Raw genomic sequence first — 14,788 nt, forward strand, 5'->3', positions numbered from 1 at the left:
ATGTTTTGGCGGATTGTTGCTTCGATTTCATGCCTGTTCATGGTGCAGCAGGCAGCCTTTGCTGAAGAAGATTTATGGTCAACCATGCAGAAAACCGCCTCTGCTGCCAGAGAGCTCAATTATCAGGGGCTGTTTGTCTATCACAATGGCTCCATGATCCGTTCGGTTCAAATCACCCACATTTATGAAGGTGGCCGCGAATTCACACGTAATGTGGTGCTGGATGGCCGCCCGCGTGAAGTATTCAGTGAAGGCGATGATATCGTCATTTTTAATGCCAAAAATGACAAGGTCGTGATCGAGAAACGCCGTGGCCAAAACCTGTTCCCGGCCATGCTGCCCACACAGCTGTATCCCCTCAAGCAAAATTACAAGCTCAAGTTTGTCGGACAGGAACGCATTGCCGGGCGTCTGGCACAGGTCATCGACATGGTGCCGAATGACAATTTGCGTTACCAGTACCGCATTTGGTCGGATACTGAATATGGCTTGTTGCTCAAAATGAGCATGATGGATATGCAAGGGCATACCTTGGAGCAAATTGGGTTTAACCAGGTGTCTATGCTGCATACCAAAGATCTGGATTGGTTTCAGCCCAAGATTGATGCGACCAAGCCTTATGTGATGGATGACACCACCGAGCTTACGCACGTAGAAGATAACGTGGTGGTGCCGAATTTACCGACGGGCTATAAAAAAATTGACCAGATCAGTTTAAAAGTGCCCGGCAGGACTGCCCCCGTGCAGCAATGGATTTTTTCTGATGGATTGGCTTCGGTGTCACTGTTTGTCGAGCCGATGGTAAAAGGCATGCAGCCCCGCGTCGGTAAGAAAAATATGGGCTCAACCAATGTGTACGCTCATGTCCTCAATGGCTACCAGTTGGTGGTGGTGGGGGAAGTTCCGGCGCAAACCGTGGAACAGATTGCGCAGCAAGTGACGTTCAAAAAGTAATGGCTGCCTGTCTGTTTGTGCCAGCCTTGGTCCCGCATCCTTGAAATCATGCCGCAATATTTCATTGCTATCCTCTTTCATTCGCTGTTATGGTGTGCTTTGGCGCGTGTCAGCTGGCGCTTGTATTTCTCGGTATTGGCACCATTTACATGCAATAGCAAACGCATGCTGGTCAGGGATGTTCGGCGTGTACAATCAACAACTTAATTTTTAATAATCATTAAATGATAGGAATAATCATGATGAGACGATGGATGTCTGGCCTCATGTTCGCGTGTGCCATCACATTGACCCAACCAATCTTGCATGCCCAGGCCAAGGATTTGCCTGATTTTACTGAACTGGCGGAAAAACAAGGTCCGGCAGTCGTGAATATCAGCATTACTTCGGTGGTGCATGGCGGCGGTACCATCGGTTTTCCAGGCATGCCCAACGATGAGAACTTGCAAGAATTTTTGCGCCGCTTCGGCATTCCAGGTATGCCCGGGATGCCAGGTCAGGAAGGTGGGCAGGATTATAAAACCCAGTCACTGGGCTCGGGCTTCATCCTGACTAGCGATGGGTATATTTTAACCAACGCGCATGTGGTGAACGAGGCCGATGAAGTGCTGGTGAAGCTGTATGACAAGCGTGAATTCAAAGCCAAGATTATTGGTGCTGACAAGCGCACCGATGTGGCCTTGATTAAGATCGAGGCGACTGGCTTGCCCAAGGTGACTGTCGGGGACCCGAATGCGTTGAAAGTTGGGGAATGGGTGGCAGCGATTGGTTCGCCATTTGGTCTCGAAAACACAATGACGGCCGGTATTGTCAGTGCCAAGGGTCGCGCCTTACCGCAAGAAAACTATGTCCCTTTTATTCAAACCGATGTTGCCATTAACCCGGGTAACTCGGGGGGGCCATTGTTTAACTTGCGCGGTGAAGTGGTCGGCATCAACTCGCAAATCTACAGCAAGAATGGCGGTTCCATGGGCTTGTCATTCAGTATTCCGATTGATGTTGCCATTGATATTTCCAACCAGCTCAAGGCCAATGGCCGCATTTCACGCGGTTGGCTCGGGATTGGCATTCAGGAAGTGACCAAGGACCTGGCTGAGTCCTTTGGTCTCAAGCAAACCAGCGGTGCCTTGATTGCCGGCGTCGAGAAAAACAGCCCGGCCGACAAAGGTGGGCTGGAAGCCGGTGACATTATTCTCAAGTTTGACGGCAAGCCGATTACGACATCGAGTGATTTGCCTCGTGTGGTGGCAGCCACCAAACCGGGTAAAGTGGTGCCGGTAGAAATCCTGCGTAAAGGCGCCAGCAAAACCTTGCAACTGGGCGTTGGTGAAATGCCGAGCGAGCAACCTGAAGCTGCCGCAACCAGCAAAGAACCCACTAAGGCAGAGTCCAACAAGATAGGCTTGACCCTGCGTGAATTGACGCCACAGCAAAAGAAAAAGCTCAACGGCAAGAATGGCCTGCTTGTGATTGAAAGTGTGGGTGCGGCTGCACAGGCCGGGATCCGTCGCGGTGATGTCATTCTCGGTTTGAATAACAATGAAAGCCAGAGCGTGGATGCATTTAACAAGCAGATTAATGCGGTTTCCAGTGGCAAAACGATTGCTGTGCTGGTGCAGCGCGGAGATAGCACGCTGTATGTGCCGATTAAAGTGAAATAAGGCACGGCAGCTTGCAGTGAACAAAAAAGACAGGGCGACCTGTCTTTTTTGTTTTTGAGGTGGGGGATTTAGTAGGCGAGCATGGAAATAGTGTCAGTGCTGAGTTTTAATTGATTCAGCGCTTCAATCACACTGCGAATATTTTCATGGATGGCACCCTCGTTAGCAATTTTGATGCGAATAAAGCCAATCGCTGAGTCACTAAACGTTGCAGTGTAGGGCGTAGAAATGATTTTTGAGTAAAGGACTTTTTGGGTTGCGCGTTCTGTGAGGGTGTACTCCACGGCAGCTGTCACTGTCATGTCCAGCCCGGCAACCGGTTGATCCAGGCTTAGTAATTTGGCGTCCAGTGTGTATTTGCTGCTTTGTCCTGAGTTGCTCAGTAACAGTGCATTACGCAAAGACTCCTCAAGTGCCTGCTTGAATCCATCATTGCCCACCTTGGAAACCCACAGGGGATTGGTCGATTTTCCGCCAGAAACTGATTGAATGGTGACGTTTTCTTTAAGTTGAGCATTAGGCAAAGAGCTGTTATTAGCCGGTTTGACTGTCATTTTGTCAATGGCGGCGGGTGAGGCACAACCAGCCAAGAGTGCTGAAGTGAGTACAAGCACGACTTTGTACATAAGATTAACTCCCTGAAATATGTTTTTAGTGAATGCAGCGTCCCCATAAGCGTGGACGTTTGCAAACTTTAATGCAGAACGGTCAGGCGAGCATGCTGTTCGCATTAAAAAGCGATTAATTGGGAAATTTTCCTGGGTTTGGCTGTGCGCTTTACAGGGCCGCCCGCACTTGCCGCAAACAAAATAAATCACTGATATTCATGCATTTGCTGTAAAATACGCACGATTTGAAAGGCGCTTCAAGCGCCTTTCTTGCTTGTAAATAACGCATAACAGAACATGAAAAATATTCGTAATTTTTCGATCATTGCCCACATTGACCACGGCAAATCCACCTTGGCTGACCGCATTATCCAGTTGTGCGGTGGCCTGGAAGCACGCGAGATGGAAGCGCAAGTGCTTGATAGCATGGATATCGAGCGTGAACGCGGCATTACGATCAAGGCACAAACAGCGGCGTTGCAATACAAAGCCAATAATGGCGAAACCTATTTCCTCAACTTGATTGATACCCCTGGGCACGTTGACTTCAGCTATGAAGTCAGCCGCTCCTTATCGGCTTGTGAAGGTGCATTGCTGGTGGTGGATGCTTCGCAAGGCGTCGAAGCGCAAAGTGTGGCTAACTGCTATACCGCGATTGATCTCGGCGTGGAAGTGACGCCCGTCCTGAACAAGATCGACTTGCCATCGGCAGACCCTGCGCGCGTGTCACAGGAAATTGAAGATGTGATTGGGGTGGATGCCACTGATGCGGTGCGTTGCTCAGCCAAAACCGGCGAAGGTGTGCGAGACGTGCTGGAAGAAGTGGTTGCCAAAGTGCCACCGCCTAGAGGCGATGTGTCGGCTCCATTGAAAGCGCTGGTGATCGATGCCTGGTTTGATAACTATGTGGGTGTGGTCATGCTGGTGCGCGTGGTGGATGGTGTGTTGCGTGCCAAGGAAAAAATCCGCCTGATGGCCACCGGTGCCGAATACCTGTGTGAGCAGGTGGGGGTGTTTACGCCCAAGTCTCTGCAGCGCCAGCAACTGAGCGCGGGTGAGGTCGGCTTTATCATTGCCGGGATTAAAGAGCTGGCGGCGGCCAAAGTCGGTGATACGGTGACGCTTGCCGGGGCCGGGAAATCTGCCACTGAGCCACTGCCAGGCTTTAAAGAAGTCAAGCCACAAGTGTTTGCCGGGCTGTACCCGGTCGAGTCCAACCAGTTTGAGTCATTGCGTACTGCGCTGGAAAAATTGAGCCTGAATGACTCCAGCTTGCAGTTCGAGCCAGAAAACTCCACAGCACTGGGATTTGGTTTCCGCTGCGGATTCCTCGGTTTGTTGCATATGGAAATCGTACAAGAGCGCCTGGAGCGTGAGTACGATATGGACCTGATTACGACCGCGCCCACCGTGATTTATGAGCTATTGCTCAAAAGTGGCGAGGTCATACAAATCGAAAACCCGTCACGTCTGCCTGAGCCTTCACGCATTGAAGAAATTCGTGAGCCCATGATTGTAGTCAATCTGCTCATGCCGCAAGACTATGTCGGGCCGGTGATGACCTTGTGTAATAACAAGCGCGGTGTCCAGCGTAATATGCAGTATATGGGCCGCCAGGTGATGTTGAGTTATGAAATGCCGCTGAATGAGGTGGTGCTCGACTTCTTTGATAAACTGAAGTCGGTTTCGCGTGGCTATGCCTCGATGGATTACGAGTTTCTCGAGTTCCGTGCGGCCGATCTGGTCAAGCTGGATATCATGGTGAACGGTGAGCGTGTGGATGCATTGAGCCTGATTGTGCATCGCGCCAACAGCATTTATCGTGGTCGCGAACTGGTTTCTAAAATGCGCGAGCTGATTCCACGGCAAATGTTTGATATTGCCATCCAGGCCTCCATTGGCGCCAATATTATTGCGCGTGAAACTGTGAAGGCCATGCGTAAAAACGTGCTGGCTAAATGTTACGGCGGCGATATTACGCGTAAGCGCAAGTTGCTGGAAAAACAAAAAGAAGGTAAAAAGCGTATGAAGCAGGTGGGCAATGTGGAAATTCCACAAGAAGCCTTCCTGGCGATCTTGCGTGTAGAAGATAAATAATCACGATTCATCATCACCGCGCGTGATGGTGCTTACTCAGGAAACAAGCATGTATTTTGCAATTTTTATGTTGGTGATTTTGCTGGTGTCAGGGGTGATCTGGCTGCTGGATATCCTGGTGCTGCGCAAGCAGCGCCAAGCCGGGGCGCTCGGAGAGGTGCCTGATCCATGGTATGTGGAATACAGTAAAAGCTTTTTCCCGGTCATTCTGCTGGTATTTACCGTCCGCTCATTTATCGTCGAGCCATTCAAAATTCCTTCCGGCTCCATGATGCCGACGCTGTTGGCGGGTGACTATATTCTGGTCAACAAATTCACCTATGGCCTGCGTGTGCCCATCCTCAATAATGTGTTTTACCCCATGGGTAAGCCGCAGCGTGGTGACGTATTTGTGTTTCATTATCCGCCAGACCCATCAATCGACTATATCAAGCGTGTGGTTGGTCTGCCCGGCGACAAGATTCAGTACCGTGACAAACAGCTGACTATTAACGGCAAGGTGATTAGCCTGGATTTTATCGCGCCTTACCAATATGCCTTGAGCGTCAACGACGAAAGCGGCAACGCCCGTGCGGTGGATGTCACCGCCTCACGCCTGAGCGAGCAATTGGGTGACGTCAAGCATGATGTGCTGATTCATGACATCATGAACCAATATGGCCCAGGTAGTCTGGGTGACCGCTTCATGCAGGGCGAAACCATTACCGTGCCTGAAGGCGAATACTTTGCCATGGGCGATAACCGTGACAATAGTTCTGACAGCCGTGTCTGGGGCTTTGTTGCTGAAAAACATCTGGTGGGTAAAGCCTTCTTTATCTGGTTCAATTTTGACCAGTGGCGCCGTATCGGGCAACGTATCGGCTAATGCTGCGGTCAGCCGTGGCGAGACGTCTCTTTTTGAGGAAAGCATCTATGAAATACTCAAAGATTTCTGATCAACACGGGATCGGCTTTATCGGTTTTTTACTGGTATTGACGGCATTTGGCATTTTGGGCCTAGTCGCCTTGAAATCCTTGCCTGCCTATATGGAGTATTTCTCGATTCAATCCACGATTAACCGGATTGCGCATGACCCGCTGTTGCAAAGCGAGCAGGACATGCGTACGGCGTTTGATCGTCAGATGCAGGTCGATAGTATTAAAGACGTTTCCAGCCGTGAGCTCGAAATCAGTGCAGGGGCGGTGGCCATGCGCTACCAGAAAAAGATCCCGCTCACTGAGACCATGTCTCTGTTGATTGATTTTGATGCTGCCAGCAAACCCTAGTGGCAAAAGGGATCGTCATTCAATGAGCGTACTGCCTGTCTTACAAACCAGAATTGGTTACCAATTTTCGCAACCTGACTTGTTGCAGCAAGCGCTCACGCACCGCAGCTTTTCGGCCACTAATAATGAGCGGCTGGAGTTTTTAGGCGATAGCGTTTTAAACTTTATCATTGCCCACCAGCTGTTCAATTTGTTTCCCGATATCCCCGAAGGCGATTTAAGCCGATTGCGGGCCAAGCTGGTCAAAGAATCCAGTCTGGCCGAGATTGCCATCAGCCTGCATTTGGGCGATGCGCTCAAGTTGGGCGAGGGCGAGTTAAAAAGTGCGGGTTGGCGTCGCCCGTCTATTCTGGCCGATGCGCTGGAGGCGATTGTCGGTGCTGTCTATCTGGATGGCGGCTTTGACGCTGCGCAGCAAGTAGTGGCCTTGTTATATCGCGACAAGCTGCAGACCATAGATCCAACATCGATCGACAAGGATGCCAAATCGCAGTTGCAGGAATACCTGCAAAGCAAAAAAATGGATTTGCCTGAATATCAGGTGGTCTCTATCGAAGGCGAAGCACATGCACAAACGTTTACCGTGCAATGTGAAATTAAAAAACTCAAGTTGACGACCACAGGCGTGGGCACCAGCCGCCGCGTGGCTGAGCAACAAGCGGCCAAATTGGCCATGGACAAGATACAATCATGACAGAACAGACAACAGCCTCAGACCATTTCCGTTGTGGCACCATTGCCATCGTGGGCAGACCCAATGTGGGCAAATCGACCTTGCTCAACCATATTCTGGGCATGAAGCTGGCGATTACTTCGCGCAAGGCGCAGACCACCCGTCACCGTCTGCTCGGGATTCATACCACTGAAGACACGCAGTTTCTGTTTGTCGATACCCCGGGTTTTCAGCAAAAGCATATTAACGCGCTCAATAAGTCGCTTAATAAGACCGTCACCCAGGTATTGACCGAAGTCGATGTGGTACTGTTTGTGATCGAGCCGATGAAACTGGGCGAGGCCGATGAGTTGGTGCTTAAACTGCTGCCTAAGAACAAACCGGTATTGCTAGTGGTGAATAAAGCCGACCTCATGGGCGACAAAGGCAACTTGCTGCCCCTGATTCAGGACTTTGACTTGCTGTTTGACTTTGCGGGCATTATCCCGGTTAGTGCTAAAAAGAATCTTTATCTGGATGAGCTGTTAGCCGCGATTCGCGAGCATCTGCCCGAGCAAGCTGCCATGTATGCCGAAGATGAACTGACGGATAAAAACGAGCGCTTTCTGGCCGCCGAACTGGTCCGCGAAAAGGTGTTCCGCCTGTTGGGTGATGAAGTGCCTTACTCGGTGACGGTAGAAATTGAAAAGTTTGAAACGGTGAAAAACCTGCGTCGCATTTTTGCCGCGATCATTGTCGATAAAGAAAGCCAGAAGCCCATGATCATTGGCAAGGGTGGCGAAAAATTAAAACAGATTTCAACCGAAGCGCGCCAGGACATGGAAAAGCTGTTTGGCTCCAAAGTCTATCTTGAAACCTGGGTCAAGGTAAAAGGTGGTTGGGCAGACGATGCGCGCGCGCTAAAAAGCCTGGGTTTCTAGCCTGGCAGGTTCTTATCTACTGGCATCCACATGGCAGTAAAACCTTCTGATTCAGGCAGCCACAAACAAAGCCTGCAACCGGTTTTCATTCTTCATACCTATCCCTTTAAAGAAACCAGCCTGGTCGTCGAAATGTTCAGTCGCGACCTGGGCCGCATTGCCGCCGTGGCTAAAGGCGCGCGCCGCCCGCTTTCAGCCATGCGTGGCATGCTGCAATCTTTTCAGCAACTGGCTGGCACCTGGTCGGGTAAAAATGAACTCAAAACCCTGCATGACTTGGAGTGGATGACCGGCCTCACCTTGCTCAGGGGCGATGCGCTGATGTGCGGCTTTTACATGAACGAGCTGTTGCTGCGGCTGCTGCCGCGCGACGATGCCCATGTGCAGCTATTTGAATATTACGCACAAACCGTACAGACACTGTCGGCCCTGCCGATGCCGGTAGATGGCACGCAACTGGCCATGGTCATGCGCAAGTTTGAACTCAAAATGTTGCAAGAACTCGGCTACGCCGTTCCGCTCACCCATGATGAACATGGTGAAATCATCCATGCCGATAGCACCTACCGTTTTGAGGCAGATTATGGCGCCTGTGATCCGTCTGCCACTAAAAACGGCCTGCTGATTCTGGGCAATACGCTGCTACAAATGGCGCGTGGCGACTACAGCGATAGCACCACTCAAGCGCAAAGCAAGCAGTTGATGCGTTATTTATTACAGCATTATCTGGGTGAAAAGCCCTTGCATACCCGGCAATTGCTGGTGGATTTACAAGGGTTCTGAGTCCGTCATTGGCGCGATCTCGCGTTCGACTGGGAATGATCTCGGGGGGTGCAAGGTGAGTGACAGATCAGCACTCACCTTGGCTTGGTGTCCAGTCATAAGCTGACCGGCAGCGCTAGATTCGGCCTTGCTTAATACGTCTCACAAAGCCGGCCTGAATTTAGGCGGCTTTCTGTTGGCGACGTGCCAGCAAGCCAAACACAGCCAAGCCAGCCAGGAGCATGGCGTTGGTTTCTGGCTCAGGAACGGCAGTTGCTTGCTGAACAAAACTGAAATAGCCCGAATTGCTGACCGTGGATAGTCCCTGTGCGGTGAACTCAGAGAAATAGCTATTATCAGGATACAACGTCAGGATAAACGTCGACGCGCCGTTATTGGCTGCAAACGTAAACCCCTGTTTGTCTATGCTAATGCTGGAATCGCTAGAGCGATAGCTGACGTTGTCCAAGGGGTCATTCAGGACAAAGTCCAGCACGCTGAAATGATAGTTTAATGAAAATGGCGCGCTGGTGGTCATGCTGCCAGAGAAGGTTGGGTCGCCATTCACATCATCGACCGCCACAATGTTGTAACGATAATCGGCCAGTGCTACACCGCTACCAGCAAAGGTGAGCGCCAGAAACACTACTAAATATTTAATCAATTGCATCACAAATCCTAAAAAAGTTAAATCAATCAAACGCCCGTCATGTGTCGATGAAGAGGCGCGTCTTGCGCCTCCTCTTTCATCTTAACGAACGGAAACGAACACCGGGTTGGAGTAAAACCAGAGGCTGCTGTAGTTGCGGTCGTTAATCGCGTTGACACGACCATTGTTATCCACGCCGCCCTGATTGTTCAGTACCCAGGTTTTCTGGTCTGCCAGCGGTTCGCCGTTGTAGCTGAATCCAGGCGCATCCACCGCCAGATTGGTGCCGCGCAATCTGAAGTACTGGTTTTTGTTGGCGACCAGCTGCACAGTCACCGAGGCAAACCCATCTTTGCCTACTTTCCAGTCAGCTGCGGTGAATCGCTTCAGCACGCGTGTAGACGGGTTGGTGGCAACGTTGTAAGCCGCAGAGTCCGGGCTGGCTTTGGGCGTGACATCACCGACAATTAAGTCCACATGGTTGACCACAGGCTTCATGTTGGCGAGGGTGTTACCATCAACCGGCTTCAGGTAATTGTTAAGATCCGGGCTCTTGAAGCGGATGGTCAATTTGATTTTTTCACCCGCACCAACCTTGATTTCCTGGCCCATAAATGCCGTGCCAGACGAACCGACGACGCGGAAGTCCAGGGCATTGATCAAGTCACCAAACACGCCAAACATGCGGCCTTCACGCAGACTGGCGATCAAGCCGGTGGCTGTACCTTTGCCGCTTTCTGGCATCCACACGTAGTTCTTGGCATATTCGCCTGGATAGTAGCCGCTGCTATTGCTGGCCGCATCAATCTTGAAGTGTGAATCGGAGTCTGCGATGTTCCAAACGTGGCGACCTTCGCCTAAAAGCGCATCCCATACGCCGCCCACTTTGGCAACAACGGCGTCCACGCCGCCATAGGTGCGGTTAGGCAGGTTCGCGTCAATATAGGCAGAGGTATAGCCGCCACGGTCAGGCTCCATCTGGTTACCGACCATGCCTTCAATCATAAACACGATATCCGGGGCCAAGTCATTCATTTGACGAAAGTCCTTGATCGTATACTTGTTTGGATTGCGAGACGGGTGGTTGATGGTGGCAAAGCTGGTGGTCGGATAATGGGCTTTTAACCAGGCGATTGCTGATAATGCGTCTGCCCCGGTTTGGTTCGGGCGCACCGAGCCGTTCCTGTTTTTCCAGGCCGCGACATCCTGCGGGTTAAACAACGATTCAGACAGGGTGGTAAACAGGTACTGGAATTCTTTGGCGCCATCGGTAGACGTCTCCAGCGTCGATTCATTCTGGAACATGACCACGTTGGCATGGTCGTGGGTAGGCATATCCCATTCTGCCGCCGAAAGTATCATCTTGTCTGCGTAAGTGCCGCCTGCCTGCATGTCTTTCACGTGCGGAATCTCAATCGACTCCATCGCATAGGCAAATGGCACGGGTTTGGCCAGCAAATTGCCGTTCTGATCATATTTGGAAGAGCGCAAATGATTGCTTAGAATCATCCAGTCCAGTTTGTAAGTGCCGAGCGCCTTGTCCAGCAAAAAGTCCAGGGTCTGCGTCGTGCGAGAGTCATCAGACTCCACGGTATGGGTATGCAGGTCACCTGCCATCCAGGAACCTTTACCTTCGGTAGGGGCAGGCATGGGCTTGACTTCCAGGCCAGAGACTAACGACACGGCACCGAATGACAGGCCCGCGACAGCGGCCACCATGGCCGTTGATTTAAATACTTTTGATTTATTCACAATTATCCCGCTTGATTAACATCCCCAGGCTGGGGCATGGTAGTGTTGAAAGTGTTTACTACGCGGGCATGATGGCGGACGCGGGTTAATCTTTGATGACGGCCGAGATATATTCGCGTGACAGCGGCCTAGGCATGCACTGTGGTTCCATTTGCTGGTGATCTACACAGACTGCTCCGCAGATTGATGGTTGATGGCAACGCTTAATGGTATGGTTTTACACTGTCAGCAGGTAAAATAGGGCTTTGTCCGTTCTCTTACTCAGTCAACTATGTTAAAACTAGGCGTCAATATCGATCACGTGGCCACCATCCGTCAGGCGCGTGGTACCAAATACCCCAGCGTGGTGCAAGCTGCATTGCGTGCCGAACAATCCGGCGCTGACAGCATCACGCTACATTTGCGCGAGGATAGGCGCCACATGCAGGATGCGGATATTTTTGCCTTGCGGCCGTTACTGCAAACCAAAATGAATCTGGAATGTGCGGTGACCAGCGAGATGATTGATATCGCCATTCAGGTTAAACCACAGGATGTCTGCCTGGTGCCAGAGCGGCGGGAAGAACGCACGACGGAGGGCGGGCTGGATGTATTGACTCACTATGCCAAAGTCGAACACGCCGTTAAAAAACTGTCTGAGCAAGGTATCCGTGTCTCCTTGTTTATTGCACCAGATCTGGCGCAAATTGATGCGGCCGCCAAGATGGGCGCACCTGTGATTGAGCTGCATACCGGCACCTTTGCCGATGCGGAAACTGAAAAAGCGCAACTGGCCGAACTGGATAAAATTACCACTGCCCTCAATCATGCCAAAGCCGCCGGTTTGGTGGTGAATGCCGGGCATGGCCTGCATTATCACAATGTGCATCATATTGCGCGTTTGCCAGGCTTTGAAGAGCTGAATATCGGCCACGCGATTGTGGCGCATGCCTTGTTTGTGGGCTGGGACCATGCCGTGCGCGAAATGAAAGCACTGATGAAAGAATTTTCCAGCAGATAAACACGCATCCATGGCAGAGAAGGAGTGGCGATGATTTATGGCATAGGCGCGGATATTGTTGAGGTTGAGCGCATTCAGGCGTCACTGGAGCAGTTTGGCGAGGCCTTTGCCAAGCGCATTCTGGCCGATGCCGAATGGGCTGACTACCAGGCTAGCCAGCTCAAAGCCCGCTTTCTGGCCAAACGGTTTGCGGCGAAAGAAGCCTTTGCCAAAGCCATCGGTACCGGCATTCGCGGTGAAGTCAGCTTCCATAACATCGCGGTGACGCATGATGCCTTGGGGCGTCCCTTGCTGCAATTATCTACCGCTTTGCAGGCTTTTCTCAAACAGCATCATATCCACCAGTCGCATATCAGCATCAGTGATGAGAAAAATCTTGCCCTGGCGTATGTGGTGCTGGAAACGAGCTAGGGGTAATGGATTTGGACTTGTCTGTCGATGTCGACATGGAACGTCGCTTTTCCGGCGTGCGCCGCTTGTATGGTGAGCCGGGCCTGGCGCGTTTGCAGCAAGCGCATGTTATGGTGATCGGCATCGGTGGCGTCGGCTCTTGGGCCGCTGAGGCACTGGCGCGCAATGCGGTGGGCAAGCTCACGCTGGTAGACCTGGATAATATTGCCGAATCGAATATGAATCGCCAGATTCATGCACTGTCAGGCAATCTGGGCAAGGCCAAGGTCACGGCCATGCAGGAGCGGATTGCCGAAATTAATCCCGTATGTGTCGTGAACGAGATTGAGGATTTTGTGACGCCGGACAATCTCACGCAAATGCTGGCCGGGCAACCAGACCTGATTGTGGACTGCATGGATGATACCAAAGCCAAAATTGCGCTGGCTGCTTATTGCAAACAACACAGCTTACCGCTGGTGATGGTCGGCAGCGCCGGGGGCAAGCTTGATGCGACGCGGTTGCGCCTGGCGGACCTCGCGCATGTGCAGGGTGACCGCATGCTGTCAAAAGTGCGTAATCAATTGCGCCGTGACCATGGCTTTCCCAAAGCCTCGGATCACAAAAAATCAAGCAAGTTTGGCCTGATAGCCGTGTATTCAGATGAGCCCGTGGAACGCCCGCAGGAGGCTTGCGAGACGCCTCAAGCCGGCCTGACTGGCCTGCATTGTGCGGGCTATGGTTCCAGTATCTGCGTGACGGCGAGTGCGGGTTTTATTGCCGCGCAGCAGGCGATTCAACAGCTACTTTCTGCAGTAGCTTCCACTCTGCCAACTTAACTATTCGCCGCTGCGACAGCATGGCTGTCATCAATTGGGTTGAACATTGTCAGTGTGAGGGCGTCTACCAGATAGCAGGCATAAACATTGCATGCAATTCTTTATAGCCTGTGCGGGATAACTGCACTGGATTTCAGTGCGTCATCGCTCTTTTAATGACGGCTATCAATGTTACAGTGTGACATGGCCTAACAATATTCAACCTGAAGGTGATTGCCATGCAATTAGAGGTGTTCTTAGAAAAAGTCTCTGTAAATCACGGCCTGAATGTACTGGTCTCTCATTTGGCCCAGGCGGGCATTGAGATTGCGGCGCTGATCCGCCAAGGGGCGCTGCAGGGCGTGACTGAAAAAATGACCAGCACCAATGTGCAGGGCGAAACCCAGATGAAGCTGGATATCCGCAGCCATGAACTGGCGGTGGCGCAACTGCGCGCTTCTGCGGTGGTCGCTGGGGTCCTGTCAGAAGAAGAAGATCATCCGGTGCTGTTTGAGACGCTGGATGCACCATTTTTGGTCAGTATGGATCCGCTGGATGGCTCTTCTAACCTGGCGATTAACGGCGTGGTCGGCAGTATTTTTTCGGTGCTGCCGAATATTGGGGTCTCTACCCTCGGTGAGCAGGCCTTTTTACAACCCGGCCAGGACCAGCGTGCCGCAGCCTATCTCATGTATGGGCCGGCCACGTTAATGGTGCTGACCCTAGGGCAAGGCACCCATGTGTTTACGCTGGATCATGACAGCAATACCTTTATGCTGACCCAGCAAACGGTACAAATCGCCGAAGAGACCTCGGAATTTGCCATCAATGCTAGCAACCAGCGCTACTGGGCACCCGCCATGCAGCGGTACATCAGCGAATGCCTGCAAGGGGCCGATGGTCCGCGCGGTCGCGACTTCAATATGCGCTGGTGCGCCAGCATGGTCATGGATGTGCACCGGATTTTAACCCGAGGCGGCGTGTTTCTTTATCCGCACGACCGTAAGCAACCTGTCAGGGCCGGGCGGTTAAGATTACTTTATGAAGCAAACCCGATGAGCTTGCTGGTAAGCCAGGCCGGGGGCGAGAGCATAGACGGCAAGCAGCCGATTCTGGCTATCCAGCCGGACAGTTGTCATCAACGCGTGCCGGTACTGTTAGGCGCCAAACAGGAAATACAGCGCTTGCGCGAGTATCATTGGCAAGACAGTGATCATCCGCAAGCCACTGATTAAAAG

General features: G+C 51.8%; 15 protein-coding genes. 12 read left to right on the forward strand and 3 right to left on the reverse strand.

Annotated features, from left to right (window positions below; translation table 11 throughout):
* Together GOC95_RS09025 and GOC95_RS09030 are read left to right on the forward strand one after the other, a co-directional pair.
* On the forward strand, positions 1–954 hold the full coding sequence (locus tag GOC95_RS09025) for a MucB/RseB C-terminal domain-containing protein (RefSeq protein WP_228518931.1): 954 nt from the start codon (positions 1–3) through the stop codon (positions 952–954).
* Between the two features lie 239 nt (positions 955–1,193).
* Complete coding sequence (locus tag GOC95_RS09030) at positions 1,194–2,615, forward strand: DegQ family serine endoprotease (protein WP_275356762.1); 1,422 nt, start codon at positions 1,194–1,196, stop codon at positions 2,613–2,615.
* A gap of 68 nt (positions 2,616–2,683) precedes the next feature.
* Here the strand turns inward: GOC95_RS09030 and GOC95_RS09035 are convergent, their stop codons facing one another.
* Positions 2,684–3,241 carry a hypothetical protein gene (locus tag GOC95_RS09035; RefSeq protein WP_275356763.1) on the reverse strand — a complete coding sequence of 186 codons (558 nt, stop codon included), beginning with the start codon at positions 3,239–3,241 and terminating at the stop codon, positions 2,684–2,686.
* Between the two features lie 279 nt (positions 3,242–3,520).
* Between GOC95_RS09035 and lepA the strand changes: the two genes are divergently transcribed.
* From lepA to recO, 6 genes are read left to right on the forward strand one after another with little or no spacing between them, the layout of a single operon-like run.
* Positions 3,521–5,320 (forward strand): translation elongation factor 4, encoded by a 1,800-nt coding sequence (gene lepA / locus GOC95_RS09040; protein WP_194749477.1) that lies wholly within the window; start codon positions 3,521–3,523, stop codon positions 5,318–5,320.
* A 49-nt stretch (positions 5,321–5,369) separates the two neighbouring features.
* The gene (gene lepB / locus GOC95_RS09045; RefSeq protein WP_194749478.1) at positions 5,370–6,185 is read left to right on the forward strand and encodes a signal peptidase I; all 816 of its coding nucleotides are present in this window, start codon (positions 5,370–5,372) and stop codon (positions 6,183–6,185) included.
* A 47-nt stretch (positions 6,186–6,232) separates the two neighbouring features.
* Positions 6,233–6,586, forward strand: coding sequence for a DUF4845 domain-containing protein (locus GOC95_RS09050; RefSeq protein WP_275356764.1), 354 nt, complete (start codon positions 6,233–6,235; stop codon positions 6,584–6,586).
* 22 nt (positions 6,587–6,608) lie between these two features.
* On the forward strand, positions 6,609–7,280 hold the full coding sequence (gene rnc / locus GOC95_RS09055; protein WP_275356765.1) for a ribonuclease III: 672 nt from the start codon (positions 6,609–6,611) through the stop codon (positions 7,278–7,280).
* On the forward strand, positions 7,277–8,179 hold the full coding sequence (gene era, locus GOC95_RS09060; RefSeq protein WP_194749481.1) for a GTPase Era: 903 nt from the start codon (positions 7,277–7,279) through the stop codon (positions 8,177–8,179). The genes rnc and era overlap by 4 nt, the downstream gene beginning before the upstream one ends.
* Positions 8,180–8,209: 30 nt before the next feature.
* A complete protein-coding gene (gene recO, locus GOC95_RS09065) occupies positions 8,210–8,962 on the forward strand; it encodes a DNA repair protein RecO (protein ID WP_194749482.1) in 753 nt (250 codons plus the stop codon).
* Positions 8,963–9,122: 160 nt separating this feature from the next.
* Here the strand turns inward: recO and GOC95_RS09070 are convergent, their stop codons facing one another.
* The gene (locus GOC95_RS09070; RefSeq protein WP_194749483.1) at positions 9,123–9,611 is read right to left on the reverse strand and encodes a PEP-CTERM sorting domain-containing protein; all 489 of its coding nucleotides are present in this window, start codon (positions 9,609–9,611) and stop codon (positions 9,123–9,125) included.
* Positions 9,612–9,692: 81 nt separating this feature from the next.
* Positions 9,693–11,342 carry a hypothetical protein gene (locus GOC95_RS09075; RefSeq protein WP_228518932.1) on the reverse strand — a complete coding sequence of 550 codons (1,650 nt, stop codon included), beginning with the start codon at positions 11,340–11,342 and terminating at the stop codon, positions 9,693–9,695.
* A 271-nt stretch (positions 11,343–11,613) separates the two neighbouring features.
* Between GOC95_RS09075 and pdxJ the strand changes: the two genes are divergently transcribed.
* The 4 genes from pdxJ (at position 11,614) to GOC95_RS09095 (ending at position 14,785) form a co-directional block, all read left to right on the forward strand.
* Positions 11,614–12,342, forward strand: a complete 729-nt coding sequence (gene pdxJ, locus GOC95_RS09080; RefSeq protein WP_275356766.1) for a pyridoxine 5'-phosphate synthase — start codon at positions 11,614–11,616, stop codon at positions 12,340–12,342.
* Positions 12,343–12,372: 30 nt separating this feature from the next.
* The gene (gene acpS / locus GOC95_RS09085; RefSeq protein WP_275356767.1) at positions 12,373–12,753 is read left to right on the forward strand and encodes a holo-ACP synthase; all 381 of its coding nucleotides are present in this window, start codon (positions 12,373–12,375) and stop codon (positions 12,751–12,753) included.
* Positions 12,754–12,758: 5 nt separating this feature from the next.
* On the forward strand, positions 12,759–13,571 hold the full coding sequence (locus GOC95_RS09090; protein WP_275356768.1) for a tRNA threonylcarbamoyladenosine dehydratase: 813 nt from the start codon (positions 12,759–12,761) through the stop codon (positions 13,569–13,571).
* A gap of 218 nt (positions 13,572–13,789) precedes the next feature.
* Positions 13,790–14,785: a class 1 fructose-bisphosphatase gene (locus GOC95_RS09095; RefSeq protein WP_275356769.1), complete on the forward strand. Its 996-nt coding sequence runs from the start codon at positions 13,790–13,792 to the stop codon at positions 14,783–14,785.
* Positions 14,786–14,788: the final 3 nt, after the last annotated feature.

The sequence above is a fragment of the Methylophilus sp. YYY-1 genome (assembly GCF_029132825.1).
Taxonomy (GTDB): Bacteria; Pseudomonadota; Gammaproteobacteria; order Burkholderiales; family Methylophilaceae; genus Methylophilus; species Methylophilus glucosoxydans.

What these genes read in the sequence shown, in the direction of transcription:
- GOC95_RS09025 (WP_228518931.1), top strand. Translation starts at nt 1, where the DNA reads ATGTTTTGGCGGATTGTTGCTTCGATTTCATGCCTGTTCATGGTGCAG.
- GOC95_RS09030 (WP_275356762.1), top strand. Translation starts at nt 1,194, where the DNA reads ATGATGAGACGATGGATGTCTGGCCTCATGTTCGCGTGTGCCATCACA.
- GOC95_RS09035 (WP_275356763.1), bottom strand. Translation starts at nt 3,241, where the DNA reads ATGTACAAAGTCGTGCTTGTACTCACTTCAGCACTCTTGGCTGGTTGT.
- lepA (WP_194749477.1), top strand. Translation starts at nt 3,521, where the DNA reads ATGAAAAATATTCGTAATTTTTCGATCATTGCCCACATTGACCACGGC.
- lepB (WP_194749478.1), top strand. Translation starts at nt 5,370, where the DNA reads ATGTATTTTGCAATTTTTATGTTGGTGATTTTGCTGGTGTCAGGGGTG.
- GOC95_RS09050 (WP_275356764.1), top strand. Translation starts at nt 6,233, where the DNA reads ATGAAATACTCAAAGATTTCTGATCAACACGGGATCGGCTTTATCGGT.
- rnc (WP_275356765.1), top strand. Translation starts at nt 6,609, where the DNA reads ATGAGCGTACTGCCTGTCTTACAAACCAGAATTGGTTACCAATTTTCG.
- era (WP_194749481.1), top strand. Translation starts at nt 7,277, where the DNA reads ATGACAGAACAGACAACAGCCTCAGACCATTTCCGTTGTGGCACCATT.
- recO (WP_194749482.1), top strand. Translation starts at nt 8,210, where the DNA reads ATGGCAGTAAAACCTTCTGATTCAGGCAGCCACAAACAAAGCCTGCAA.
- GOC95_RS09070 (WP_194749483.1), bottom strand. Translation starts at nt 9,611, where the DNA reads ATGCAATTGATTAAATATTTAGTAGTGTTTCTGGCGCTCACCTTTGCT.
- pdxJ (WP_275356766.1), top strand. Translation starts at nt 11,614, where the DNA reads ATGTTAAAACTAGGCGTCAATATCGATCACGTGGCCACCATCCGTCAG.
- acpS (WP_275356767.1), top strand. Translation starts at nt 12,373, where the DNA reads ATGATTTATGGCATAGGCGCGGATATTGTTGAGGTTGAGCGCATTCAG.
- GOC95_RS09090 (WP_275356768.1), top strand. Translation starts at nt 12,759, where the DNA reads ATGGATTTGGACTTGTCTGTCGATGTCGACATGGAACGTCGCTTTTCC.
- GOC95_RS09095 (WP_275356769.1), top strand. Translation starts at nt 13,790, where the DNA reads ATGCAATTAGAGGTGTTCTTAGAAAAAGTCTCTGTAAATCACGGCCTG.